A 24,544-nucleotide genomic window follows, 5' to 3' on the forward strand; every position below is an offset into this window, starting at 1 on the left:
AGGATGTGTTATGACTTTTGCCCAAAACCCCAATTTTTATCTGCGTTTGGCAGGTGTGGCTTATCTTGCCAATATTCTGCTGGGTTTATTTGGTGAAACTGTGGTGCGTGGCACTTTAGTGGTGGCCGGGGATGCTGCGGCCACCGCCGCCAATATTGCCAACTCGCCCGGTTTATGGCGCGCCGGTATTGGTGGTGATTTGTTAATGCAGCTGCTCGATATCCCTTTGATTGTGCTGTTTTATCTGCTGTTAAAGCCGGTGCATCATGGCCTGGCCATCACCGCCACTTTATTTAATATTGTGCAAACTTCGGTGCTGGCGGTGAATAAACTGGCGTTAGTGGCACCTTTGCTACTGCTTGCCCCAGCAGCTCAGGCCGCGATGCCGGCCGAGCTGCTGGCACAGCTAACGGCCTTTTGGGTGAAAATGCACAGCCATGGTTTTGGTATTGGTCTGATCTTTTTTGGTGTGACCTGCATCATTCGGGGTTATCTGATTGTTAAGTCTGAATTTTTGCCTGCCTTTTTGGGGTATTTATTAATAGCAGCAGGTGGCAGTTATGTATTAAATAGTGCCGCCCAACTACTGGCGCCGGATCTTGCTACTTTGTTATTCCCCTGGGTGCTGGCACCTTCTTTATTGGGTGAGCTGGCAATTACTTTGTGGTTCTTATGTTGTGGCCTGAAGACAACAGCCTGGCAAGCAAAGCTAAATAGCCCTGCAACAGTGCTGGCTAAGTAACACAAAGCAGCTGAGGAACCAGAGAGCAAAGGCGGCAGTGGAGCAACCGCCATATATTGCTGGCCGGCTGAAGAAGCTTTTGGGCCAGCGGTGTTTTAAGTGTAGTATGTTGTTTTTTAAATGGATTTAACCGGAGGTTTTATGAAATTAGCCGCAGTAGTGATGCTGGCGTTATTGTCAGGCTGTGCTGCTATGCAGGGCAGCGCAGAGCGTACTCAGGCCAGCACTATGGATATTATTGCCGCTGCAGCAGCGGCAGCGCCTGAAGGGGTGGTGGGAGAGTATCAGCTCAGCATTCAGGCTGCCGGCACTGATGGCCGGGCAGTTTATTTAAATACCGAACTGGATTATCGCGACCAGCGCAATATTACTATTGCAATGAGCCCGGCAGTGGCTGCAGCTCTGGCCGGTACTGATACAGCTTCGGCCCAACAATATTTTGTCGGCAAAAAGTTGTTGGTCAAAGGCCTAGCGCGGCGGATGAAAATTGATTTTCTGTCACATGGGAAGCCAACGGGTTTGTATTATTACCAAACTCATATTAGGGTGAAAAACCCGGAGCAAATTACGTTGTTATCCGACCGAGCAGCCTGAGGCTCACCCTGGCCAGAATAAGGCTTTAGCCAACATAAAAAAGGCATCGTTCAAAGATGCCTTTTTTATTTAACGCGAATGCCTTTTTACAGCAAAGCGGTCGGCTCAACCCAATTGTTGCAGCTGTTGGGCTGCGGCTTTTTGGTCAAATACCCCTTTCACCACCTGCCAGCTCACTGCTAAAGCGCCAATGATAAAAATCACGTCACCCAAAGTACGGATCCAGCGCAGTGCATGCAAAATGTCACTTTGCATAAAAGCTTCACTGCGGGCGTACCATAAACCTTCGGTGGCGCTGGCATAAAACTGAATAAAACCAATAGGCAGCAGGCTGGTAAATAACATCAGCACCAGGCCGCCGTTCATCCACCAGAACGCGGTTTTCATCAGTTTTTCATCAAAAGCCAGCTGTGGCCGGATATAACGCAGGATCAATAAACAAAAACCCAGTGCCAGGAAACCATAAACCCCAAACAGTGCCGCATGGGCGTGGGTTGGCGTGGTGTTTAAACCCTGCAGGTAATATAAAGCGATAGGTGGGTTGATCATAAAACCCAATACACCGGCGCCCAGCATATTCCAAAACGCCACAGCAACAAAAAACATCAAAGGCCATTTAATATCAGCCATCCAGGGCGCTTTGTGTTGTAAACGCCAGTTGTCCCAGGCTTCATAACCCAGTACCACCAAAGGCACAACTTCCAGCGCACTAAAAGTGGCGCCCACCGCCATGACAGGTGTGGTGGTACCGGCAAAATACAGATGGTGGAAAGTACCAGGAATACCACCGAGCATAAATAACGAAGCTGACGCCAGGCTGGCACTGGTGGCAACAGTGCGCGACACCAGGCCCATGCTGCTGAAAATAAAGGCCAGCGACACAGTGGCAAACACTTCAAAAAAGCCTTCTACCCACAGATGCACCACCCACCAACGCCAGTATTCCATCACTGATAAATGGGTGCGCTCGCCATAAAACAAACCAGCGCCGTAAAACAGACCCACACAAATCACTGAAGCAGCAAAAAGTGCCAGCAGGTTTTTATCGCCCGGTGCTTTAAAGGCCGGTACCACAGCACGCAGCATCAGCACTAACCAGAACAATACGCCAACATATTTAATAATTTGCCAGAAGCGGCCAATGTCGATGTATTCGTAACCCTGATGACCAAACCAGAAACTTAAGTTCGCAGGCATCATTTGCATAATGGCAAAGTAGTTACCGGCAAAAGAGCCTGCTACCAGTACCACCAGTGCCCAGAACAGCACATCAACCCCAAGTTTTTGATATTTAGGATCTTTACCGCCGTTAATAATGGGCGCTAAAAATAAACCTGCCGCTAAAAAGCCGGTGGCAATCCAGAACATCGCCGCCTGAATATGCCAGGTACGGGCCAGGCTGTAGGGCAACCATTCGGTGGTATTTAAACCATAAAAACCATCACCTTCGACCGTGTAATGCGCGGTAAAACCACCCAACAGCACTTGTAGGGTAAATAACGCAACCACCACCAGAATATATTTGCCCAAAGCCCGTTGTGACGGTGTCAGTTTTAACCGGGCTATAGGGTCAAGTTTGGGCGCGGCTGGCTCTTCTTCATCATGCTGGCGTAAAAAGGCCCAGCCCCAAATCAAACCACCTACACCTGCGATCAGCAAAATAATACTGACCAGCGACCAAATCAGGTTTTCTGCTGTGGGTCTGTTATCAATCAGCGGCTCGTGTGGCCAGTTATTGGTATAAGTGGCGCCTTTGGCAGTGCGCTCTGTGCTGGCGGCCCAGGCAGTCCAGAAGAAAAACTGCGTCAGCTCTTGCCGGCGTTCCAGCTTGGGCAGGGTATTGTTTTTCATTGCATAATTGGCGCGGGTTTGCGCAAGCGCCGCATCGTCACCAAATAACGCCTCATAATGGGCAGCGGTTTGGGTGATAGCCTGCACCCGGCGCTCACTGAGCTGCAGCGTATCGCTGTTTTTGTCATAAGTATTAGTGCGATAGGCCTGCTTTAACGCAAATTTCAGCTGATGCTGCTGCGCTTCATTCAGGCTGGCATAGCCGGTGCCAAATTCTGCCTGAGCGGCCAGCTCCAGCCAGGCGGTCAGCTCACGGTGCAGCCAGTCGGCGGTCCAGTCCGGCGCCTGATAAGCACCATGGCCCCAGATAGAGCCTAACTGCATGCCGCCAACCGATTGCCATGCGGTTTGACCGTTTAAAATGCTTTGTTCGGTCATTAATAGGTTACCGGCAGCGTCCACCACTTTAGCCGGAATGGGAGGTGCCGAACGATAGACTTCAGCACCAAAATAACCCAGCACTGAAAAGGTAATTGCGAGGATGGCGATTAACAGCCACCAGAGTTTACGATAGCCGGCCATAAAGACCTCCTGCAGTGTGACGAAGATGCGGACTGTTCATATGCTATTCCTGTGTTTTTGTTTTGAGCCGGGTGTTCCACGGCTGAGCTGCTTTGGCAATAAACAGGCCAAATGTTAAGCTTTTGAATTTATTGAATATGTTTGGATGTTTATGCGGGCAGGGTGTTTTTTACCTTCTGGTAACCGGGTTTTTTATACCCTGCTGTGGTGGAAAATACCCTGATGGCGGCGCGCAAAGCGGCCTTACCTATTTGGCGATATAGGCCGCTTTGGCTGAATGTTTTAAGGTGGTGCAAAAGCAGTGTGCTGTGCTGTTGCAGGCTTATTGCAGTGCGGCCAAAACATCACATGGCCGGAAAATACGGGAAAACAACAATGCAGTATTATCTTGAAATAAAACAAATCCATATGTTGTGTGCTTATCTGAGCGTCAGTCTTTTTGCCGTGCGTTTTTTGCTGGATATGTTAAGGCCTGAAGCCGGCGGCTTTGATTGGCGCAGCAGTAAACTGCGGTTTGTGCCTCATCTGGTAGATACTCTATTGCTGAGTATGGCGCTGGCGCTTTTGGCTATTGGTCCCTGGAAACCTTTTATACATCATTGGCTTGGCATTAAAATTTTATTATTAGTCTGTTATATTCTGTGTGGCAAAGCTGCGCTCAATTTAAGTTATGCCAAAAGCAGCAGGTTGGGTTTTGCTGCGCTGGCGTTGTTGCTGCTTGGCGGTATTTTTTACCTTGCCAGGTTCAAGCCATTGTTATTTTAGCCTGAGCTGTTGTTATGTTAAAAAACAGGGAGTTGTGATGCGTTATTGGATATTGCCGCTGCTGTTGTTGAGTACCTCGGGTTTTGCCTGTAACACCACTGCACTTGCTCAAAGTGCAACTGAAGTAGCCGCTACACCAGACCTCGCCATTGCACCAGACCTCGCCACTACAGCTGAACAAACTGTGGCCACTTTATGGCGGGCTTTGTCACATGAACCCGGTGTGGCTGCTGATGTAAAAAGCCTGCAGACCATTTTTCACCCCGATGCTGTGGTCTTTGGCGCCACTTATAAAGACGGCCAACCACAATTGAGTCAGCGCACAGCCACCGAGTTTTTGCAGGGTATGGCCAACGCAAAGCCCAAAGGTTTTTATGAATGTGAAGTGAGCCCGCAGCTGGTGCAGCACGACCGTTTTGCCGCCGTGTATAGCGTGGTGGAATCCAGAACGGATAAAAACGCCAAAGCCGCTGATTTTGTTGGGGTAAATAGTATTCAGCTGTATAAAGCCGATGCCGGCTGGCAAATTTTGGCTTTGTATTATCATCTGAGCCTTGCTGATCTGCCTGTCGCGTTGGGGCAGGGCAAGTCTGGCCTTTGTTTATAGCAGTTGCCTGATCGGCAGCAGCTGTGGTCATTCTCTGCCATAAGTCCTGTTTAACATTCGTTATTTTATAATAGTGTTGTGTAAAATTTTTTAGCTGCTTGAAAAAGCAGCACTCCCGCCCAATTACCTGCCAGACAATGATTAAATCTTTGATAAGTGGCAATAAAAATGGATTTTTTGTTATTGAACAGCAAAGGTGCCGAGCTGGTAACAACATTGCTGCTGTGGGCTTTTGTGGTGCTGTTGCTGTTATGGCTGGGCCGCTGGTTTTTTTATATGGTGCGCTGGGCCAAACGCCGCTGCACCGGTGCTTATTTGATGCTGGCGTTTTTGCCGCTGATTTCGTTATTGCCTATTCCCCCTACTGAAATTAAAAAATTTCAGCAAATTAAGCAGCAGCAAATAAAGCAAAAAGATGAAGCGGGCGAGCCAAAAAAAGCCAAAGACAATACCGGCGCCGCTAGATAAAGCCGGTACATCAAAACGACAGCTCAAGTCTGGTTTCTCCCTTTATGTACTTTTGTGTGCAAGCCGAGATCACCGCTTTTGCAAAGGCCCTTGCCGTCAATGGTGTTGACAGCCTGTGGTGTTGGATCTGCAGCTGAAAATTGTTGATAAAACAACCAAAGGTTATTGACCGGCGCCGGTCAGGCTGGCACAGTCAAAGTTGTTTCCGACCTTATTTTTGCTATCCACCTTGGTTGTTGCCTTTATTGCAACACCTTGATGATTAAAAGGATTTATTCTATGAATGATTCACTGAATGCAGCTCAGACCGATATGCGTTTTGCTTATTGCAGTGGCGCTGCCGGTATGTTGGCGTCGTCTTTGATTTGGCTTGCCAGCGCTGCTGCTGTGGTTTTTGCCTCAGCACAGCAGGCGCTTTGGGTATTGCTGATTGGCGGTATGTTTATTCATCCGCTTGGTGTTGTTATTGCCAAATTAGCGGGGCGGCCCGGCAATCACAGCAAAGGCAATCCGCTGGCCGGTTTGGCTTATGCCAGCACTTTCTGGCTGATTTTTAGTTTGCCTTTGGCTTTTGCCGCTGCGCAGCTACGTATTGAATGGTTTTTCCCGGCTATGTTGTTGGTGATTGGCGGTCGTTACCTGGTGTTCAGCAGCTTATTTGGCATGCGGTTATTCTGGTTCTGTGGTTTGGCGTTGGCAGGGGCCGGTTTTGTGCTGGGACAATTTGCCGCAGCACCTTTATACGGCGCCCTGGCCGGTGGTGTGATTGAACTTATTTTTGCGCTGGTGATTTTTGTGCAGGATAAAAAAGCAGCGCAGCAGACTACATTTGGCCTTAGGAACTTTCAGGTACAGGACAGCTAAATACCAGTTTGGTAAAAACATCAGTTTGATTGGGCAGTACTTCAGCAGCTTGGGCACAGAGGAGCATGTGATGCCAAAACTATTACAGAATATTCTAAGCCTGTTGGCCGGCGTTGTGGTGGGCAGTGCTGTGAATATGGCGCTGATCCAGCTGGGGCCTGTTGTCATTGCACCACCGGCCGGCGTGGAGCTGCATAACGCCGAAAGCCTGAAACAGGGCATCAGCCTGTTTGAACCACAACATTTTGTCACACCCTGGCTGGCTCATGCGCTTGGTACTTTTGCCGGCGCCTGGGTGGCTTGTTATCTGGCGGCCAGCTACAAAATACAGCTGGCTTTTGTGGTGGCTTTATTGTTTTTTTGTGGTGGTGTGGCGGCCAGTATCATGATACCTGCGCCGGGCTGGTTTATTGCACTGGATTTGTTATTGGCTTATCTGCCAATGGCCTGGCTGGCGGGCAAACTGCATCAAAGCCCGGGCCGCTGATAACTGTTTATTGTCTTTCTTTGTTTTGGCTGAAGTGAGTTATTGATAAAAAAGGGCAAACCGGAGTTTGCCCTTTTTTGATTGTTGCGATTGCAGGCGCGATTGTAGTCGTGAGAAGGACTCTAAAGCTCAGTGTGTTTTGCTGTTATTTCTGGCCAGACTCCGCTGCTTTGGCTTGTTTTACCATAGCCCGCACGTCGCTCAGTAGCTGCTGCGCGTCATAAACCACACCGTCTTTAATGGTGTAACGCACACCCTGAGTGCGCTCTGGCTGGTTGTTGGCATTCAGCTGGTAATGGCCTGTGCCATACAGCACTTTAAAATTAGCCAGTGGGTTTTCAGCCACTATTACCATATCGGCTTTTTTGCCCGGTACCAGGCTGCCAATCTCATCGGCCAGTCCCAGCGCCTCTGCGCCATTTAAAGTGGCGGCCTGAATCACTTCCAGCGCATGAAAACCTGCTTCACGTAAGAGCTCCAGTTCCTGAATAAAGGCAAAACCATAAATTTTGTAGATATAACCGGCGTCTGAGCCTGTGGTAATACGGCCACCATGGTTTTTAAAGTCGTTTAAAAACAACATCCAGATCCGGTAGTTTTCGCGCCAGGCAATTTCCTGATCAGTAGTCCAGTCAAACCAGAAAGAACCATGGGCGTCGCGGTTGGGCTGAAAAAACCTGGTTAAGGTAGGCAGGGTGTAGTCCTGATGCCAGGGCGCTGAACGCTGTGCTTCAGCATGACGGGTGGCTTCATAAATGGTCAGCGTTGGGTTAATGGTAAAGTTCAGCTGGATGAGTTCATCCCGCACTGCATTCCAGCGCTCTGAGCCAGGTGCTGCCGCTTGTTTCCAAAGCTCGCCGGCGGCGGCAAAACGGTCTTGTTCATTCTGATAGTTATAATGCGCCGGATAGTGCTGGATCACCTGGCCGGTAAACAGCGCTTCCGGTAGACCATACCAGTGCTCCATTGAGGTCAGTCCCATTCTGGCGCTGTCCAGTACATTGGTACGCATCACGTTGAGCTGTGCATGGTGCATCATGGTGCCCAGTTTGAGTTTGCCGGCTTCATCCAGTGCAGCGGCAATAATAGCCGGAGTGGCACCAAAAAACTTAATGCCGGCACCACCGGCTTTTTTTACACCCCGCACCCAGTCACGTGCTTGTTCAGGGCTGAACACAGGTTTTTTCAGGCCCATGCCAAAACCAACATAAGGCACAATACGGGGCGCCACGATGCGGTTTTCGTTGGAGGCTTTTACATGTTTTAAGGTCCAGTCGAGGCCGTTAAAACTGCCGGGCTCCCTTACTGTGGTAATACCGTGTGCCAGCCAGAGTTTGAACACATATTCGGCCGGAATGCCCGGGGCAGAGCCACCAATATGGCCGTGCATATCAACAAAACCAGGCAGAATATACATGCCGCTGACATCGAGCTCTTTGTCACCTTTGGCGGCAACCGGTCTGCCTTCGGCTTTAACCGGCAAGCCCGGGTTTCCCACCACCACAATTTCGGCAATGCGGTCGTTTTCAATGACAATATCCACAGGCCCTTGCGCTGGCGCACCTTCACCGCTGACATAAATGCCACCGCGTAAAATCAGCCGCTGATAAGGGCCGTCGCCTCTGTCACGTTCCGGAGCTGAAGGGGTGCGCTCGCTTGCGCTTGCCGCCTGAGCTGGGACTAAACAACTAAAAACGAACAAAAATAAGCTGCCAAACAGGTGGCGACGGGCATTATTCTGGTGCATATAGGTTCCGGTGGATTGTGATTGTTGTTATTTGTGCCAGTGTGGCAATAGCTGATACTTGTGGCAACCGGATACGTTTAACAGAACCACAGCTGCGATAAAAGGAACCCAGGCGGCATGGTTTGTTTTCTGTTGTTATCATCCGGAGTGGTGGGGCTTTCAGATTGCATTCTTCGCCGGCGCTCAGTACATTGGAGCCAGTGCTTTTTTGTAAAGGCAGAACAATGTCTGTTATTTTATTGATTTCACTGTAAAACGAGGTTGTTGTGCGCTTAATCACGCTGATATTGCTGTTTGTTGGCACTGCTGCCCAGGCCAAAGTTGAGTTGTGGGAAAATTATGTGTACTACCCGGTGAATGCCAGCACAAAACAGGAGCTGATAGCAGCCACTGCCGCCCACACGCCGATTAAAAAAGATGGCCTGAGTGATATTGCCGACAGCAGTTATGCCATTCAGTGGCGTTTTTATGTCAAAGACTGGAACCGGCAATGCCGTATCGATACTTATGTCACAGATCTGAGAATTGAGGTGACTTTGCCAAAACTGCAGGTGTCGACCACAGAGGTGCAGGATTTGTGGGCGCGCTGGTATCCAAATTTATTGCGTCATGAAATGAAGCATGTGGCTATTGCCAAAAAAGCTGCCAACGATATTGATGATGCACTGCGAAGCCTGGGCTCCAAAGCCAACTGCAAGGTGCTGGAGCAGGAAGCCAATGCGCTCGCCAATGCCATTTTGGCCAAAGCCAAAGAAGCGCAGCTCGCTTACGACAAAGAAACCCGTTACGGTGAAACCGAAGGCGCTTCGTTACAGAGCTTATAACTGCGGCTGGTATCAGTTAGTGTTTAATACAGACAAATAAAGCGTTGCCGGAGTCTGGTGCCAGCGGCAGGATTTTTTCAAAATCGTGCTCCAGCATCACCACTTCAAAGTCCGGCTCCAGCAGCGCTTTAAGCTCAGCAAAACTAACAGCCACCATAGGGTGGTGGTCCTGCCAGAGCTCGGTCACACCCTGAGTGGTTTTCTGAATTTTCAGCCTGAGCTGCTGCTCATCACCAATCCCCTGATAAAACCAGCCGGATTCAAACACAAAATGGCTGTGCTGATGGCTGGCATGCTGGCGCAATAAAGCGCTGTTATCAATTTTGTTTTTATCGACCGCACTAAAACAAAACACACCACCGGATTTTAGCGCCGGCACCACGTGGCGCAGGCAAGCTTTTAAGCCGTCAATATTGCCGCTGTAATGTAAGGAATATAAAAAACAGGTAATGAGATCAACAGGTTCGCTTATGTTAAAGGCGCACATATTCTGCTGTACAAATTGCGCCTGCGGGCAGCGCTGCTGGGCAATATCCAGCATCGGCTGATTTAAATCCAGCCCGGTGCACTGATAACCGGCCTGTAAAAAATGTTCAATATGCGGCCCTGTGCCACAGGCTAAATCCAGATGGGTATGGCCGCCGCTGCCAAAAAACTGATGCAGACGCATGGCCGCTGCACTTTGGCGCTGATAGTCAATGTCGGCACACATCAGATCGTAATAACCTGATAAATCAGTATATAAAGCGTTAAAAGACATCGTGGGGCGCTCAGCGGCAATAAAATAAGGCCGGCATTTTAACTGAGTCTCCTCCTGATGCGAAGTATTAGCGCCATTACGAAGTATTTTGCTGCTCAGGCAAAAATGCTACCAATCCACAAACAATAGCTATGACTGACAGGCCAGGCTCTTGCCGCTTCTGTGGTTGTGCTTGCACTATAAAGCTCAGACTGTGCTCTGCAGGTGCAGAGCCGTAGCATCACAACAAGAAGGATAAAAAAGTGCGATATACATTTTCTGCAAAATCTGTGTTGGCCATCAGTATTGCTGCGGCCCTTGTGGCCTGTCAGCCCGCCAATGAGCCACAAAATAACAGCGCTAATCAGGCTGGCAATGGCGCTGGAGCGCCGGCAGCTGAAGTTCAGGCCACAGCACAATCAGAGTCTGAGCGGTTAAATCAGTGGTTTGAACAAAAATATGAGCAGCAGCTGCAAATGAGCCCGCTGCGCCTGACCGCCCTTGGCCGTAAAGAAAAATACGACCAGGTGGATGATATGACTGCTGAAGCCGAGCAAAAAGAGCTGTTGTGGTTTGAAGCCACAGTGGCGGAGCTGAAAACACAATTTGACTATAACAAACTGGATACCGAGGCCAAAACTTCATACGACTTATGGATTTACCAGTTTGAACGCGCCAAAGAAGCAGCCGCTTACCGCGATCACAGTTATTGGTTTAATCAGATGCGCGGTATGCATTCGTCTTTACCTCAGATGCTGATCAACTTTCATAAAGTAGACAACAAAGCCGACGCAGAGGCTTATATCAGTCGTATTGGTGGTGCCGCCAAAGCCATTGCTGATTTACAGCAAAGAGCCATCAGCTCGGCCAAATCCGGGGTGCGCCCGCCTCGTTTTGCCTATGAAGGCGCCCTGGTGCAGGTGAATAATTTGCTGAAGGGCCAGCCCTTCGAACAACAAGGCGCTGACTCGCCGCTGTGGAGTGATATCAACAACAAAATTGACGCGCTGGTCAAAGCCGACAAATTAACGAACGACGAAGCAACTGAGCTTCGCAACAACGCCAAAACGGCGCTGACCAGCCAGTTTAGTGCGGCATATCAGGCGCTGGCGCACTATTTACAAACTGAAATTGCCAGCATGCCAGTTGACGCACATGGTGCTTCAGCCCTGCCGGACGGTGTGGCTTTTTACAATTTGCGTTTACAACAGTCGACCACTACACCGCTGACGGCCGACGAAATTCACCAGATTGGCCTGGATGAAGTAGCGCGTTTAACCAAAGAGATGAACGCTATTAAAGACAAAGTGGGTTTCACCGGTGATTTAAAAGCCTTTTTCCACTTTATAAAAACCGACAGTCAGTTTGTCTATCCGGACACTGACGAAGGCCGCGAAGCTTACATCAAAGACTCTGAGGCTTATCTAGCTTTTATCGGCGAAAAATTACCGCAGTATTTTGGCATTTTGCCCAAGGCCAAACTGGTGGTGAAAAGGGTGGAAGCCTTCCGTGAACAACCGGGCGCTGCGCAGCATTATTCGGCTGGCACGCCAGACGGTTCAAGGCCTGGAGTCTATTACGCCCATTTATCCGATATGAAAGCCATGCCAAAAAATGAAATGGAAGCTATTGCATATCATGAAGGTAGCCCTGGCCATCATATGCAAATTTCCATCGCCCAGGAGCTGGAGTCGGTGCCGAAATTTCGCACTCAGGCACGTTTTACCGCATATTCCGAAGGCTGGGGTTTGTATTCAGAACTTTTGGCCAAAGAAATGGGCGCTTATCAGAACCCTTATTCTGACTTTGGCCGGTTAGTGACTGAAATGTGGCGTGCTGTACGTTTAGTGGTTGACACAGGGATGCATGCCAAAGGCTGGACTGAGCAGCAGGCCATCGATTATTTTATTGAAAAAACACCAGTAGCCAAAGCTGCTGTGGTGTCTGAAGTGCGGCGTTACCTGGTGATGCCGGGGCAAGCCACGTCATACAAAATTGGCATGCTGAAAATTCTGCAATTAAGAAGTCAGGCGCAGCAGCAACTGGGTGATAAGTTTGACATCCGTGCATTTCACGACACAGTGCTCAACGGCGGTGCTTTACCGTTGGAGCTGTTGGAAAAACGGGTGCAACAATGGGTGGACAGTGTGAAAGCGCGCAGTGTTTAATCTGTAATCAAACCAGGCGGCGTGTTCAGTGCCGTCTGGTTTTTGCAAAAAATCAACATGGAATAAGCAACAACAAGGAGGTGACTGATGTCAGCACAAACAACAGAACAAATTGCCGTACAGGGCCGGTGTTTATGTGGTGCAGTACGATTTCGGGCTTTGGCAAACACAGCTTTGGAGGCCTGTCATTGTGGTATGTGCCGGCGCTGGGGCGGCGGGCCGCTGCTGGCGGTCAATTGTGGCAGTTCGGTCGACTTTGAAGGCAGTGAAGCAATAGCTGTATTTTCTTCATCGGATTGGGCAGAACGTGCTTTTTGCCGCAGTTGTGGCAGCCATTTGTATTATCGTTTTATTCCGGATAACAGGTTTATAGTGCCGGTGGGGCTGTTAACACCGCAGCATGCTTTTGTATTTACTGAACAAATTTTTATCGACCATAAACCGGCTTATTATTGTTTTGCCAATTCAACGCTGGAGCTGACCGAAGCCGAAGTTCTGGCGCAATACGCCGGGCCAGAAGCCTGACGCCCAAGTTTGCAATAGCAGCTGCTGAGCCTCAATCGCACAGCAGCCTGTTGTGGTGGCGACTGTGAAGGTTTTTTTATCAGCTAGCAGTGTTGTATTGCTGCTGTGCTGATGAAAAGAAGCTGAAATGGCCCGCGACCACGAAAATCCAACGGGCGTGCAGAGCACTTGAATGTTGCTTTAGCAGTTGGTATTGGCGGCAATATCAAAACAATAAGGGTCACCTTTGCCCAGTTCATAGGTAATTTTGGAAAAATTAAAAGTCACATTTTCGGTTTGTAACTCTTTTTTATTGGCAACACCGCCAACGCTGTAAGAAGTGACCAGCACGTTCTGTAATAAAATCCGCATGCCTTCGCGTTTGATCTCTACTTCCGGAAAGTGTTTGCCGGTGGCAACAGCGTCTAACAAAGCACGTGACTGAGCATCGGTGTAGCGGGTCAGCGAGATATCCTGCATATTGACTTTACCGGCGCTACCACCACCGCCCATATGGGAAGTGCCGGAATTTGATGCCCCCCAGGACCAGGCCAGCACTTCTGAGGTTCCTACGTTATTGATAGTTAATGATATCGGGCCTTTTACTTGCGCCAGAGCAGGCGCCGCAGTACAGATCAAAGCTGCGCTAAGGGCAGCGGTACAAAAAGAGCGAAGCGGGTACATAACCATACCTCCGTTAAAACAGGCGAAATGCCTGTTCCAGCAGTATAGTTGAGGCTTTTTTTATATTAGCAATATCTTGAGCACTAAACCGCCACTATACCGGCGCTGCGGTATGCTCAAGGTTTTTGTGCATTTTTGGCTACAACCACAAGCTGCAAAGAATTTTATCCGTGGTTGTACCACTTTAAGTAAATTTATTTGCCAAGCTCAGTGCCACTGTGGCGGTTGGTTCAGGCCGGACTGTCATGTTGTTCCAGATGAATTTGTAAGCAATATCAACAGCATCAGAACCGGAAAAACCGGTTTCGCCAGACATCAGCACAAGGAGCATTTTGCATGTCCCACCACACCATAGAGTTACATCGTGTTTTAAAGGCCAGTCCTGAGATAGTTTTTCGTGCTTTTCTGGCACCGGCGGCCCTTGCCAAGTGGCTGCCACCTCATGGTTATGTTTGTACTGTGGAGCATCTGGACGCACGCGAAGGTGGTTTATTTAAAATGGCTTTTACCAATTTTCGCTCAGGCCAGAGCCATAGTTTTGGCGGCCAGTATCTGGAACTTAAACCCGGTGAGCTGATTCGTTATATCGACAAGTTTGACGACCCCAACCTGCCGGATCCGATGGAAGTGACAGTGACCTTAACAGCAGTCAGTTGTGGCACTGAACTGAGGATCCGGCAGCAAGGGGTGCCGGAAGTGATCCCAGCCGAGTCCTGTTATCTTGGCTGGCAGGATAGCTTATCAATGCTGGCGCTGCTGGTGGAAGCTCAGCAGCCGGAATCAAGCTAATACAAACCTCTAGTCAGACCTGAAATTGCCACAGTATTGTTGTCTGAAAAGTTAATCAAAGGTATATTTTTCCGCTCAGCCGGCCCGTTGATGGCCGGTTTTTTTGTGACTTTTGTATTTATTTTCAGGGAGGATTTGTGCGTCATCATCTTTGGTTACAGCAACAACTTGTTTTTACAGCACATTTAAATAATGCCCAATTGGCTGAAATCGTATTGGAGGCCAAAAAAAGCACCATGTGGCTGCGTTATACAGTGCGGCTGACGCCCTGGCTTATGACGGTGTATCTGCTGGCGTTAAGCCTGATGTATTTTAATCAGCGCAATGATGCCGGTTTTATCAGTTGGCTGACGGTGGTAACTTTAATGTCGGTGGCCGCGCTTTGTAGTTATTATCTGGAACAAAAAGTGGTGCGCTCGAGATTGCTGGAGTTATTACAGGGCCGCTGTTAATTTCTGCTGGCAAGGCCGCCTGAAATCATCTTAACCAAGTGGTGGATTGTGGATAAATCTTCAGAACTGCAGGCCAGGATCAGACCGGCGACAGAGACAGACGCAGAAGCTATTGCTTTGATATATAACCATTATATTGAACATAGTACTGTTACCTTTGAGCAAAGCGCGATAACGGATAACGAGATGCTGCAGCGGATACAGCTGATAAGACAAGCGGCTTTGCCCTTTCTGGTGCTGGAACAACAAGGGCTGTTGATAGGTTACGCTTATGCCAGCCCCTGGCGTGCCCGGATTGGTTATCGTTTTTCGGTAGAATCCAGTGTGTATCTGTCGCCTGACAGCGCAGGTTTGGGGTACGGCAGCCTGTTAATGCAGCAGCTGCTGCTGCAATTAACTCAGGCCGGCTACCATGCTGTGATGGCCGGTATTGCCTTGCCAAATGATGCCAGTGTGGCGTTACACGAAAAATTCGGCATGACAAAAGTGGCGCATTTTTATCAGGTGGGCACCAAGTTTGGCCAATGGCTGGATGTAGGTTATTGGCAGTTGTTATTGCAAAATCCGCAGCAGGAGGCCGTGCAGGGCGCAGGCTGTGCAACATAGGCTCGAACCAGCGCGGATAATTAAACAGTATCAGGTTACAGAGGAATAACTGATGTTCACGATCCGGCCGGCAAGTCTGAGCGATGCTGCCGCCATCAGTGCGCTGCTGCAGGATTTAACGCGGCGTTTTATTGCGCCCGATTGCACGGAAGAAGGGGCTGCACTGTTGTTGCAAGCGATGAGCGAAAGCGCAATTGCCGGTTACATTCAGCAGCCAAACTTTGATTATCTGCTGGGGGAAATGAATGCTGAGCTGGTTGCTGTAGTGGCCACCCGCGATAATAGTCATTTGTACCATTTATTTGTAGCCAGTCACTGCCAGGGCAGGGGTTATGCTGCAAAACTTTTTGCCGAGGCCAAAGCGCGTTGTCTGCAGCGGGCCGACACAAAAATTTTTACTGTCAATTCATCTTTATACGCGCTGCCAGTGTATCAACACCTGGGTTTTGTTGCCGTTGGTGGTCAGCGTGATACGCAAGGTATCCGGGATGTTCCGATGCTGCTCGTGCTGACGCAGCAATAACACTAGCTTTGTGGCCTGCGGTGATCAGGCTTTTGTTGTTTGATGCTGATGAATACCGCTTTTATCTGCGGTGATCTGTACCCAGTATGTGATGCTGCAGTGAAGGCTGTGTATATGTCTGAGAGTTGAGACTTTTCTTCTTTAATAAACGCCTTTTTCTGCCTTTTTGCTGCATTTTGTCCGATGCTGGCGTTGACCCATCGTTTTTCTTGAAAAACAGCTGTTTTGTATCAGCATACCGCTCTGTTTTGTCGGCTTTTTTGCTGTTTTATGCAAAATGCTGCTCTTACCAGTGCAACCTGACGGCGTTTATATTGAAATTATTCGCTGAATATGCAGCGTTTTAATCATTTTTTGACATACGTATCGATAATATAATTTTCATTAAATTAACAATGAGTTCTTTTGTGTGGCCATGATCATTAAGTGAAGGCACTTTTTGGCAACAAAATTGTGGAGTGCTGCCAGATATTTTTACACATTGTTTAATAAATGTTTTTTTATGGTTTATTTTTTTATTTCTTGTGTCGTGTCTTGTGTTTTTTTATGTGTTTTTTGTGCTTCTGGATATTGTTTTTTGTTTGTTCTACAGTACGGAATGATGTTGAGTTGTATAAGAACATACGGAGAAGTAAATGAATGGAGCGTTGTTGTCTGTTCGTTCAGGTAAACGGAGTAAAGGATTTACGTTAATTGAAGTGATGGTCACAGTGGTGATTATCGCCATTATTGCTTCAATAGCTTTTCCTGCTTATCAACAAATGGTGCTGAGATCCCATCGCTCGGATGCCATCGATACGCTTGCCACCACGGCACAATTGCTGGAACGTCGATTCACTGAAACCAACAGTTATACCGGTCTGGTGTTACCAACGACCAGTACCCATGGTTATTACAGCATTACCGCCGATGTTAAGGCCTCCAGTTATACCCTGACGGCAACAGCCACAGGCCGTCAGGCGAAAGATACCGAATGCAAAACGTTTACTATTGATAATACAGGTCAGAAACAAGCCACCACAGCCGGAGTTTGCTGGTAATGAAAAGCCAGGGGGCCAGGGGCCACAAAGGTTTTAACCTGATTGAACTGCTGGTGACGCTGGCTGTTTTTGCAGTCATTGTCGGTATCGCCATCCCTTCTTTTTTGGATTTGATCCGTGACAGCAAAGCCAGAAGTCAATCTAACCAAATTTTAAGTTATCTGCATTATGCCCGCTCTGAAGCGGTTAAACGTCAACTTAACGTGGAGGCGCGGATGGCTCAGTCAACAGCAGGTTGGAACATGCAGATTTTTCGTACCGACAACAACGAATTGCTGCGCCGTCTGGACGTTACTGACAACAACGTAGCGCTGGGTGGGGACGAAAATGTGATTTTCGATAGCCGTGGCAGACCATTACAACAGCGTTGTATCGGTGTCATTGTGGATGAAAACAGCAAATACAGCCGTCAGGTGACGGTGTTGCCGGGTGGCAAAATTGCAGTGGAGGCAGGACAATGTCAATAACAGCTGGCGTTGTAAAACAAGGTGGTTTTAGCTTGCTTGAAGTGCTGATAGCCATGTTAATTCTGGCTTTTGGCGCTTTAGGTTTGGCGGGTTTGCAAATGAAAACGCTGCAGTCCAGTCACTCCGCCTATCAGCGGGGTTTAGCCAATATTATCGCGGCCGATACAGTGGAACGATTGTGGGCCAATGCAGCCGCCGCCGCGCCTTTGACAGTGCTGCAAATTCAGGCTCAGGTACAGCAGCGCTGGCTCCTGACCAATAACAATAACGTCACTTTGCCTGGTTTGGTAACAACTATTATTGAACCTGCGGCCGGCGATACTTTATATACAGTGCAGATCACCTGGGATGAAACCCGGTTCGATGACGAAAACACGTCATTTTCTTATTCATTCCGGCTTTATCCTTAGGAGTATCTGATGTATTTGCAGCGACAATTTACATATCAGACCGGGGTAACGCTGGTTGAACTGATGATCAGCCTGGCACTTGGTGCCATTCTGTTATGGGGGGTCACCTCAGTGATGGTTTCGGGCCATTTGTCTTATAGCGAAGCACAGCGTTTTACCGCTTTACAGGGTGATTTTTCCTACATTAACGATTCAATTTTAGTCGATAGCCGTGGTGCTACCGGCGTGGCCACTGCCAATAATGGCACAGTGCTGACGCTGACAACTGCTGCCGGTGCCGTGGTGTACCAGCGCAATAATAACAATGAGCTGACACGTCAGCTTAATGCTGATCCGGCCTCGATAGTGGCCGAAAACGTTAATCTTTTTACGGTCGCTTGTTTAGACCCGCTGGGGGCTGTTGTGGTATGTGGCAGCGCAGTGCAAATTGAAACCACAGTTGAGTTGACAACCAGCCGTGGGAATGAGGATCGCCAGCATCGTATTTCGTTTCGCTCAGCGCTTCGAAATGCGGTTTTGCAAAGTAAATTTCCGCCAGCTGCGGGGGCATGAATATGAAGCATAGTCAGAAAGGATCGGTGTTGATCATTTCGTTGTTACTGCTGATGGTGGCAACCTTAATCAGTGTGGCCGGTATCAGCTCGATGCAAATGAACGAACGTATTTCTTCTAATCAAAAACAGGTATCTGAAGCTTTTATTGCGGCTGAAAGTGGCCTGATTGAAGTGAAAGCCTTTTTTGATGATGAAGACAATAACGGGCTTTGGGGCGATCCTGATGCAGTGCTAAAAGCACTACAGGATTCCAAGCGGGGTCTGGGGAACAATGTGGAATGGCAAATTGAGACTGTTGATTTTGTCAGTAAACCTGGTTTTGTCCGGGTGGTCAGTGTAGGAACCGTCACATCCACCGGTATTGAGCGTAAAGTTCAGGCTTATTATCAGCCGAAAAAGGCTTCAGGTAACCTGGGGGCAATGAACATTATCGGTGGTATTAAAATTTTTGATACTGCCAACAGTAACAAATTTCAGGTTATTGGTGAAAAAGATAGCGCAGGGAAAATTATAGGCCCGGCCCTAGCTACCAATACGAACAGCAACTACAACAAAATTGTACAAGATATAGAAGCCAAAGACCGGATGGATAATTACCAGGGCGGCATCAAGGTTGTTGATTTTGACGACCCCTTCGGTGATCCGGAAAAAATGAACGACTTTATTGAGTCGATTAAAGCGCAATATTACGCTATGCCGTTGGCGCAACGTGGTGTAGCTCCGGATAACATGGGTAAAGTGGGCGAAGAGCGTATTACTTATGTGGCCGGCAATATCGAGTTTAAGGGGAAGGCGACAGGTGCAGGTATTCTGGTGATTGACGGTAACCTGACCATCAGTGGTAACTTGCTGGATTTTGAAGGTTTAGTGGTGGTGCGTGGTCAAAGCTTCCAAATGAACGGTGGTGGTAACCGCGACTTAAAAGGTTCTATTGTATTCGCCAACCCGAAAAAAGATGCGGTGACAGGACAGTGGAGTTTTGGTGAAGCCGAAGCCACCTTTGTGTTTGATATTAATGGGGGTGGTAATGCCACTTTCCAATACGACTTAGATGCCCTGACCAAAGCGCGTGACTTATTAAAAGACGATGGTAAAGCCAAACAAATGTGGCAGTTACAAAGCGGGCCAGGTGCCAGCGGTAGTGGCACTGCCAGCTCCATGTCGTTATGGAGTGAAGTGATAGACGGTTATTAACCACAGATCGTGACGCTGTGCTGACCTAGAAAAAAACCGCCTGCTGGCGGTTTTTTTCTGTGTTTCCGCTGTGGTGTACGGGATTTTGGCGGCTGAAAGTTTAGCTTACAAATCAGTTTTAGACCTTGGCTGTTGAAGCGGTTATGCTTTGGCCACAGCAGTTTTGGCAGTTACAATTTTCTGATGAATTCTGATACAAATTACAGCCTTAGCTGTAGTAAAAAAGTTTAACCCAGCAACAACGCAAAAGGATAACAAAAGTGCGCCAATCATTATTAGCCCTGAGTATTACTGCCTTATTGGCAGGTTGTAATCCGGCTTCACAGGCTCCGGAACAAACGACAACACAACCAGCAGCGCCGCAGGCCGCAGCGGATAACAAAACAGCCCCGGCAGTAGCGGCTGAACAAAACGAAACAGCAAGGTTAAATCAGTGGTTTGAAGCCAAATACGAAGAGCAGCTGCAAATGAGCCCGTTGCAGCTGACATTCCTTGGCCGTAAAGACAAAAACGACCAGATTGATGAAATGACCGAAGAGGCCGAAGACAAACAACTGGCGTGGCTGGCGGCATCAGTGGCTGAACTTAAAGCGCAGTTTGATTACGAGAAGTTAGAGCCTGAAGCTAAAACTTCATATGATTTATGGGTTTACCAATACGAGCAAGAAGCAGAAGCGGTGAAGTTCCGCGGCAACCGTTACGTATTTAACCAGATGCAGGGTGTGCATGCCTTGCTACCGCAACTGTTGATGAACTTCCATAAAGTTGACGATGTAAAAGATATGGAAGCTTATGTTAAACGTATTGGTGGTGTGGCTAAAGCCATTGCTGATTTACAACAAAGGGCGGAAAAAGCCGCTGCAGCTGGTGTGCGTCCACCCCGTTTTGCTTATGAGGGGGTGATTGAGCAAGTTAATAATCTGCTGACAGGCGCCCCTTTTACCGAATCTGATAAAGACGCACCGCTGTGGTCTGACGTAAAAAACAAAGTTGATGCACTGGTGAAAGCCGACAAACTGGATGACAAAGCAGCACAACAGTTATTGGCTGATGCAAAAACTGCGTTAACCAGTCAGTTCCAGCCGGCCTACCAGTCGCTGCTGGGCTTTTTAACCAGCGAGCTGGATAAAGCAGACAAAATTGCCACAGGTGTGGCTAAGCTGCCGGATGGCGTGGCTTATTACAATCTGCGGTTAAAACAGTCCACCACCACAGCCTTAACTGCTGAGCAAATTCACCAGATTGGTTTAAATGAAGTTGAGCGTTTAACCGCCGAGATGATCGCCATTAAAGACAAAGTAGGTTTTAAAGGCGATTTAGCCGAGTTTTTTAAATTTATTAAAACCGACGTGCGCTTTTTCTACCCGGACAACGACGAAGGCCGCAATGCTTATTTAAAAGATTCAGAAGCTTATTTAGATTACATTAATAAAAAACTGCCAGAGTATTTTGGCATTCTGCCAAAAGCACCTTTAGTCGTAAAACGGGTAGAGGCCTTCCGTGAACAGCCTGGCGCGGCGCAGCATTATTACCCGGGCACACCGGACGGTTCACGCCCTGGTATTTATTACGCACATTTGTCTGATATGAAAGCCATGCCTAAAAATGAAATGGAAGCCATTGCTTACCATGAAGGCAACCCTGGCCACCATATGCAAATTTCCATTGCACAAGAGTTAAAGTCGGTGCCGACCTTCCGTACTCAGGCCGGTTTTACCGCTTATTCTGAAGGCTGGGCGCTATATACTGAGCTTTTGGCTAAAGAAATGGGCGCTTATAAAGACGATTATTCCGACTTTGGCCGCCTGATCACCGAAATGTGGCGTGCGGTACGGTTAGTGGTCGACACAGGTCTGCACTCTAAAGGCTGGACTGAACAACAAGCCATTGACTATTTTAAAGCCAAAACACCGGTGGCTGAAGGCGCTGTGGTGTCTGAAGTGCGCCGTTATATTGTATGGCCAGGTCAGGCAACGGCTTATAAAATTGGCATGTTAAAAATTCTGGAACTGCGTGAAAAAGCCAAAACCGAACTTGGCAGCAAGTTTGATATACGCGCTTTCCACGACACCATTTTAGGCGGTGGAGCATTGCCACTGGACGTGCTGGAAAAACGCGTCAATAACTGGGTTTCATCAGTAAAAGCACAACCTGTTGCGGCTGGTTAATCAGCGGCGACTAAAGGGTTAGTGGCTCGCCAGGCTCTGTGGTCTGGGCGAGTATTAAAAAGGCGTACAGGCTTAGGCGGTACGCCTTTTTATTGTTTGCGCAGGTATGGCAATGCTTATAGTGAGCTGGCAGCTAAGTTGGCTATGCAGTTTTGTCCTGGCAAGGGTGTTGCTATTCGTATCGACAACAAGTGACGCGCAAAACCCCCTCCGCCAGCCTTCAAAAGCAGACGAAAAGGGGAAGGGAAAAGCGCTGATCGATCATAAACCCTTGTTCAGTTTAGCGAATATAAAAGCTCTATCTGAGACGGAAGTTAGTTTGAGATAGAGAAGTTAGTTCCAGGGGGAGCTGTAGTTCGGGGTGAGCTGGAATAGAGGGGGCCGACTCTGATAACCTGATGATTTGCGCCTCGTCGCCAGATTATGGCGCACCTGTTGAGGTTCCATCTTAGCTGGCGGCGAAATCATGCTTTATTAGAAGCACAAAAAGGTGGTTTATTGCTGTCGGCTTGTAAGACCTTCCTTTACCCTGCAATATCATTCTGGGGATAACCCATCGGCTTTTTTTTGGGGAGTTAGCTTTGGATGTAAATACCGCGATTCAGGCACTAGGCGGTCTTGCAATGTTTTTATTGGCGATGCGCCTGATGACTGAAGGTTTAACATTATTTGCCGGCAGCCGCCTTAAACAATTATTAGGTGAATGGACTGCCACCCCCTGGCGAGGCGTCGGAGTTGGGATCCTGGTCACAGGACTGGTGCAATCTTCCAGTGCGGTCACTATTGCCACCATCGGCTTTGTCAATGCAGGCATTCTCAGCCTGCGCCAGGCCATGGGGGTAATTTTTGGCACTAATGTCGGCACAACGATGACGGCCTGGCTGGTTAGTCTGGTTGGGTTTGGCTTTAAAATTGATACGCTGGCATTACCGCTGCTGGTGGTTGGCGTTACACTACGGCTACTGACGGCATCCGCTCGCTGCAAAGGACTGGGTGATGCATTAACCGGTTTTGCTTTGTTTTTTCTGGGGCTTGAGCTGCTCAAAGAAGCCTTTGAAAGTGTTGCCGTGAGTTTTAGCGCCAATCTGGGCAGCAGTGATGGTCCCAATTGGGCTGGGATGATTCTGGTCGGCTTTACCGCCACTTTGCTCACGCAATCATCCAGCGCAGCAATTGCTATTATCCTGACAGCCTTCGCCGGTGGTATTGTCGGGTTTGAAGGCGCAGCCGCGGCGGTGATCGGTGCCAACCTTGGCACTACGTCGACTGCCGCATTGGCAACACTGAAAGCAACTTCTGCTGCTAAAAGGCTGGCGCTGAGTCATATCGGCTTTAATCTAATCACCGGCGTGGTGGCACTTTGCCTGCTGCCGCTGATGCTTGCATTTGTCCAGAAACTGGGTAATGTGCTGGAGCTTGAGAGCAGTCCTACCGCGCTATTGGCGCTGTTTCACACCCTGTTTAACCTGCTTGGCGTAATTATTATGTTGCCTGTTGCAGGGCGATTCGCCACGCTGCTTGAACGACTATTCCGCAGCGCTGAAGATGATCTGGCGCTGCCCCGTTATCTCGACGCTACCCTGAGCAGTACGCCTTCTCTGGCTGTAGCCGCATTAAAACAGGAGCTTCAGCGTTTGTCAGGCATGCTGGTCAGCTTATTACAGCAAGCCCTTAGCGGGTCTCGCTCTGTCAGCGAACTCACCCGATTTTCAGCAGCAATTCAAGCGCTGAGCACTGCCATCACCAATTTTATTGCCGGGATCCGGCCAGAGGCCATGGATCAACACACTGCCAATCAGTTAGCCAATGCGCTCTACACCGCAAGGTATTTTCAGAGATCTGCTCAATTGGCACCGGATTTGCGCCATTTTGTCCAGCATCAGGCGATGCTGCATGGTACAGAAGCGACAGCATTGGCCACCTTACTGGCGCAGGCCGCAAATGGTCTTAACCCTGCACATAGCGATGATAGCCGGGCCTTGACGGATGCACTGGAAGCGCTGCGCGATGCGCATCGTCATGCGCGCCGCGAATTGCTGGAAGCCGCGGTCAGAAAGAACCTGGCAGTTGCTGAACTGGAAACTTTACTCGAAGGGCTGGATTTGAGTCGCCGAGCCATTGAGTTGAGGATCAAAGCCGGCTTGTTGTTAACTTCGGATCAGGATAGTGAAGTTGGCGCAGAAGCTTGAGCGGAGTTTCACAAAATTATCACTTAAGGTCCAATCATTGATGCGAGCACAACCAAATTTTGCTTGTGGTTTTTGCTGCTAATCCAACCACAGGAAGCATAACCTCAGGTCTTAGCCGGTAAGGTTGTGTGACTGGAGAGCTTACCATACGTAACCCTTCACTCTGCAGCCTAGTGTACCTGCAATCACAAACCAGATGACTCCCCCTTCATCAAGGGAATGTTGCTTTTAAAGTGAAGTCGGCATTCGATTTTTTAGATTGCACTAGTGTTAAGCTGTCTTAATTCGTTCATAGCTGACGATCAATTAAATGGATGATTGCTGAAACTGGTGGTTGAGTGTAAATCAAAGAGCGGACGACCATCAGTCAAAGCCAAACCAGTTGTTAATGGTCAAAGCAATAAATTGCTTTATCAGCACATTTCCAATACCACCTTATCCGCTCAATAAATCCCAAATAATAACCGGCCACAGGCGGGGCTTTCCCTCGCTTTGCCTGTGGCCGGTTGGTTGACGCTTTAAGGTTCAGCTTTGCCCTTTATGCTTCAGCTGTGCTGCCCGGTGCTGCAAAGCTGAGTTTTAACCC

Annotated in this window: 25 protein-coding genes; 21 read left to right on the forward strand and 4 right to left on the reverse strand. The window is 48.7% G+C overall.

Translation table 11 applies throughout. The annotated features are described in order from the left end of the window. Window positions 1-10: 10 nt before the first annotated feature. The gene (locus V7P87_RS08045) at window positions 11-742 is read left to right on the forward strand and encodes a DUF4386 domain-containing protein (RefSeq protein WP_333796972.1); all 732 of its coding nucleotides are present in this window, start codon (window positions 11-13) and stop codon (window positions 740-742) included. A gap of 141 nt (window positions 743-883) precedes the next feature. Further along, window positions 884-1,336 carry a hypothetical protein gene (locus V7P87_RS08050; RefSeq protein WP_333796973.1) on the forward strand — a complete coding sequence of 151 codons (453 nt, stop codon included), beginning with the start codon at window positions 884-886 and terminating at the stop codon, window positions 1,334-1,336. A 105-nt stretch (window positions 1,337-1,441) separates the two neighbouring features. On the opposite strand, the gene V7P87_RS08055 is transcribed toward V7P87_RS08050, so the two are convergent. Continuing rightward, window positions 1,442-3,709 (reverse strand): nitric-oxide reductase large subunit, encoded by a 2,268-nt coding sequence (locus V7P87_RS08055; RefSeq protein ID WP_333796974.1) that lies wholly within the window; start codon window positions 3,707-3,709, stop codon window positions 1,442-1,444. 375 nt (window positions 3,710-4,084) lie between these two features. Between V7P87_RS08055 and V7P87_RS08060 the strand changes: the two genes are divergently transcribed. The 5 genes from V7P87_RS08060 to V7P87_RS08080 all read left to right on the forward strand — a co-directional run bounded on the left by V7P87_RS08060 (window position 4,085) and on the right by V7P87_RS08080 (window position 6,900). After that, window positions 4,085-4,474, forward strand: coding sequence for a SirB2 family protein (locus V7P87_RS08060; protein ID WP_333796975.1), 390 nt, complete (start codon window positions 4,085-4,087; stop codon window positions 4,472-4,474). Window positions 4,475-4,511: 37 nt separating this feature from the next. Next, entirely contained in the window at window positions 4,512-5,081 is a 570-nt protein-coding gene (locus V7P87_RS08065) for a hypothetical protein (protein WP_333796976.1), read from the forward strand. Window positions 5,082-5,249: 168 nt separating this feature from the next. Further along, window positions 5,250-5,549 (forward strand): hypothetical protein, encoded by a 300-nt coding sequence (locus V7P87_RS08070; protein WP_333796977.1) that lies wholly within the window; start codon window positions 5,250-5,252, stop codon window positions 5,547-5,549. 279 nt (window positions 5,550-5,828) lie between these two features. Continuing rightward, entirely contained in the window at window positions 5,829-6,413 is a 585-nt protein-coding gene (locus V7P87_RS08075; protein WP_333796978.1) for a DUF7010 family protein, read from the forward strand. A 70-nt stretch (window positions 6,414-6,483) separates the two neighbouring features. Next, window positions 6,484-6,900: a hypothetical protein gene (locus V7P87_RS08080; protein WP_333796979.1), complete on the forward strand. Its 417-nt coding sequence runs from the start codon at window positions 6,484-6,486 to the stop codon at window positions 6,898-6,900. 145 nt (window positions 6,901-7,045) lie between these two features. Here the strand turns inward: V7P87_RS08080 and V7P87_RS08085 are convergent, their stop codons facing one another. After that, window positions 7,046-8,647: an amidohydrolase family protein gene (locus V7P87_RS08085; protein WP_333796980.1), complete on the reverse strand. Its 1,602-nt coding sequence runs from the start codon at window positions 8,645-8,647 to the stop codon at window positions 7,046-7,048. Window positions 8,648-8,913: 266 nt separating this feature from the next. Here V7P87_RS08085 and V7P87_RS08090 point away from each other — a divergent pair, with 266 nt between their 5' ends. Next, window positions 8,914-9,471, forward strand: coding sequence for a DUF922 domain-containing protein (locus tag V7P87_RS08090; protein ID WP_333796981.1), 558 nt, complete (start codon window positions 8,914-8,916; stop codon window positions 9,469-9,471). 16 nt (window positions 9,472-9,487) lie between these two features. On the opposite strand, the gene V7P87_RS08095 is transcribed toward V7P87_RS08090, so the two are convergent. After that, window positions 9,488-10,231 carry a class I SAM-dependent DNA methyltransferase gene (locus tag V7P87_RS08095; protein ID WP_333796982.1) on the reverse strand — a complete coding sequence of 248 codons (744 nt, stop codon included), beginning with the start codon at window positions 10,229-10,231 and terminating at the stop codon, window positions 9,488-9,490. A 242-nt stretch (window positions 10,232-10,473) separates the two neighbouring features. Here V7P87_RS08095 and V7P87_RS08100 point away from each other — a divergent pair, with 242 nt between their 5' ends. Beyond that, on the forward strand, window positions 10,474-12,378 hold the full coding sequence (locus tag V7P87_RS08100; protein ID WP_333796983.1) for a DUF885 domain-containing protein: 1,905 nt from the start codon (window positions 10,474-10,476) through the stop codon (window positions 12,376-12,378). Window positions 12,379-12,465: 87 nt separating this feature from the next. Then, on the forward strand, window positions 12,466-12,903 hold the full coding sequence (locus V7P87_RS08105; protein WP_333796984.1) for a GFA family protein: 438 nt from the start codon (window positions 12,466-12,468) through the stop codon (window positions 12,901-12,903). A 180-nt stretch (window positions 12,904-13,083) separates the two neighbouring features. Here V7P87_RS08105 and V7P87_RS08110 read toward each other — a convergent pair whose 3' ends face one another. Next, window positions 13,084-13,566, reverse strand: coding sequence for an Hcp family type VI secretion system effector (locus tag V7P87_RS08110; protein ID WP_333796985.1), 483 nt, complete (start codon window positions 13,564-13,566; stop codon window positions 13,084-13,086). Window positions 13,567-13,902: 336 nt separating this feature from the next. On the opposite strand from V7P87_RS08110, the gene V7P87_RS08115 reads away from it, so the two are divergent. From V7P87_RS08115 to V7P87_RS08165, 11 genes are all read left to right on the forward strand, one after another. After that, entirely contained in the window at window positions 13,903-14,355 is a 453-nt protein-coding gene (locus V7P87_RS08115) for an SRPBCC family protein (protein WP_333796986.1), read from the forward strand. A 137-nt stretch (window positions 14,356-14,492) separates the two neighbouring features. After that, window positions 14,493-14,807, forward strand: coding sequence for a hypothetical protein (locus V7P87_RS08120; protein WP_333796987.1), 315 nt, complete (start codon window positions 14,493-14,495; stop codon window positions 14,805-14,807). Between the two features lie 48 nt (window positions 14,808-14,855). Next, window positions 14,856-15,413 (forward strand): GNAT family N-acetyltransferase, encoded by a 558-nt coding sequence (locus tag V7P87_RS08125; protein WP_333796988.1) that lies wholly within the window; start codon window positions 14,856-14,858, stop codon window positions 15,411-15,413. A 52-nt stretch (window positions 15,414-15,465) separates the two neighbouring features. Next, window positions 15,466-15,936 carry a GNAT family N-acetyltransferase gene (locus V7P87_RS08130; protein WP_333796989.1) on the forward strand — a complete coding sequence of 157 codons (471 nt, stop codon included), beginning with the start codon at window positions 15,466-15,468 and terminating at the stop codon, window positions 15,934-15,936. Between the two features lie 635 nt (window positions 15,937-16,571). After that, the gene (locus V7P87_RS08135; protein WP_333796990.1) at window positions 16,572-16,976 is read left to right on the forward strand and encodes a type IV pilin protein; all 405 of its coding nucleotides are present in this window, start codon (window positions 16,572-16,574) and stop codon (window positions 16,974-16,976) included. Next, the gene (locus tag V7P87_RS08140) at window positions 16,976-17,443 is read left to right on the forward strand and encodes a GspH/FimT family pseudopilin (protein ID WP_333796991.1); all 468 of its coding nucleotides are present in this window, start codon (window positions 16,976-16,978) and stop codon (window positions 17,441-17,443) included. The genes V7P87_RS08135 and V7P87_RS08140 overlap by 1 nt, the downstream gene beginning before the upstream one ends. Further along, on the forward strand, window positions 17,434-17,853 hold the full coding sequence (gene pilV, locus V7P87_RS08145) for a type IV pilus modification protein PilV (RefSeq protein ID WP_333796992.1): 420 nt from the start codon (window positions 17,434-17,436) through the stop codon (window positions 17,851-17,853). The genes V7P87_RS08140 and pilV overlap by 10 nt, the downstream gene beginning before the upstream one ends. A gap of 9 nt (window positions 17,854-17,862) precedes the next feature. Next, a complete protein-coding gene (locus V7P87_RS08150) occupies window positions 17,863-18,405 on the forward strand; it encodes a PilW family protein (RefSeq protein ID WP_333796993.1) in 543 nt (180 codons plus the stop codon). Then, window positions 18,402-19,601 (forward strand): pilus assembly PilX family protein, encoded by a 1,200-nt coding sequence (locus V7P87_RS08155; protein WP_333796994.1) that lies wholly within the window; start codon window positions 18,402-18,404, stop codon window positions 19,599-19,601. Before V7P87_RS08150 ends, V7P87_RS08155 begins: the two co-directional genes overlap by 4 nt. Before the next feature lie 260 nt (window positions 19,602-19,861). Further along, a complete protein-coding gene (locus V7P87_RS08160) occupies window positions 19,862-21,769 on the forward strand; it encodes a DUF885 domain-containing protein (protein ID WP_333796995.1) in 1,908 nt (635 codons plus the stop codon). Window positions 21,770-22,350: 581 nt separating this feature from the next. Next, complete coding sequence (locus V7P87_RS08165) at window positions 22,351-23,958, forward strand: Na/Pi cotransporter family protein (protein WP_333796996.1); 1,608 nt, start codon at window positions 22,351-22,353, stop codon at window positions 23,956-23,958. Window positions 23,959-24,544 lie beyond the last annotated feature (586 nt).

It is taken from the genome of Rheinheimera sp. (genome assembly GCF_036782235.1).
GTDB lineage: Bacteria > Pseudomonadota > Gammaproteobacteria > Enterobacterales > Alteromonadaceae > Pararheinheimera.

Excerpts from the sequence above, each read along its gene's own strand:
- V7P87_RS08045 (WP_333796972.1), top strand. The coding sequence starts at position 11 with ATGACTTTTGCCCAAAACCCCAATTTTTATCTGCGTTTGGCAGGTGTG.
- V7P87_RS08050 (WP_333796973.1), top strand. The coding sequence starts at position 884 with ATGAAATTAGCCGCAGTAGTGATGCTGGCGTTATTGTCAGGCTGTGCT.
- V7P87_RS08055 (WP_333796974.1), bottom strand. The coding sequence starts at position 3,709 with ATGGCCGGCTATCGTAAACTCTGGTGGCTGTTAATCGCCATCCTCGCA.
- V7P87_RS08060 (WP_333796975.1), top strand. The coding sequence starts at position 4,085 with ATGCAGTATTATCTTGAAATAAAACAAATCCATATGTTGTGTGCTTAT.
- V7P87_RS08065 (WP_333796976.1), top strand. The coding sequence starts at position 4,512 with ATGCGTTATTGGATATTGCCGCTGCTGTTGTTGAGTACCTCGGGTTTT.
- V7P87_RS08070 (WP_333796977.1), top strand. The coding sequence starts at position 5,250 with ATGGATTTTTTGTTATTGAACAGCAAAGGTGCCGAGCTGGTAACAACA.
- V7P87_RS08075 (WP_333796978.1), top strand. The coding sequence starts at position 5,829 with ATGAATGATTCACTGAATGCAGCTCAGACCGATATGCGTTTTGCTTAT.
- V7P87_RS08080 (WP_333796979.1), top strand. The coding sequence starts at position 6,484 with ATGCCAAAACTATTACAGAATATTCTAAGCCTGTTGGCCGGCGTTGTG.
- V7P87_RS08085 (WP_333796980.1), bottom strand. The coding sequence starts at position 8,647 with ATGCACCAGAATAATGCCCGTCGCCACCTGTTTGGCAGCTTATTTTTG.
- V7P87_RS08095 (WP_333796982.1), bottom strand. The coding sequence starts at position 10,231 with ATGTCTTTTAACGCTTTATATACTGATTTATCAGGTTATTACGATCTG.
- V7P87_RS08105 (WP_333796984.1), top strand. The coding sequence starts at position 12,466 with ATGTCAGCACAAACAACAGAACAAATTGCCGTACAGGGCCGGTGTTTA.
- V7P87_RS08110 (WP_333796985.1), bottom strand. The coding sequence starts at position 13,566 with ATGTACCCGCTTCGCTCTTTTTGTACCGCTGCCCTTAGCGCAGCTTTG.
- V7P87_RS08115 (WP_333796986.1), top strand. The coding sequence starts at position 13,903 with ATGTCCCACCACACCATAGAGTTACATCGTGTTTTAAAGGCCAGTCCT.
- V7P87_RS08130 (WP_333796989.1), top strand. The coding sequence starts at position 15,466 with ATGTTCACGATCCGGCCGGCAAGTCTGAGCGATGCTGCCGCCATCAGT.
- V7P87_RS08135 (WP_333796990.1), top strand. The coding sequence starts at position 16,572 with ATGAATGGAGCGTTGTTGTCTGTTCGTTCAGGTAAACGGAGTAAAGGA.
- V7P87_RS08140 (WP_333796991.1), top strand. The coding sequence starts at position 16,976 with ATGAAAAGCCAGGGGGCCAGGGGCCACAAAGGTTTTAACCTGATTGAA.
- pilV (WP_333796992.1), top strand. The coding sequence starts at position 17,434 with ATGTCAATAACAGCTGGCGTTGTAAAACAAGGTGGTTTTAGCTTGCTT.
- V7P87_RS08150 (WP_333796993.1), top strand. The coding sequence starts at position 17,863 with ATGTATTTGCAGCGACAATTTACATATCAGACCGGGGTAACGCTGGTT.
- V7P87_RS08155 (WP_333796994.1), top strand. The coding sequence starts at position 18,402 with ATGAATATGAAGCATAGTCAGAAAGGATCGGTGTTGATCATTTCGTTG.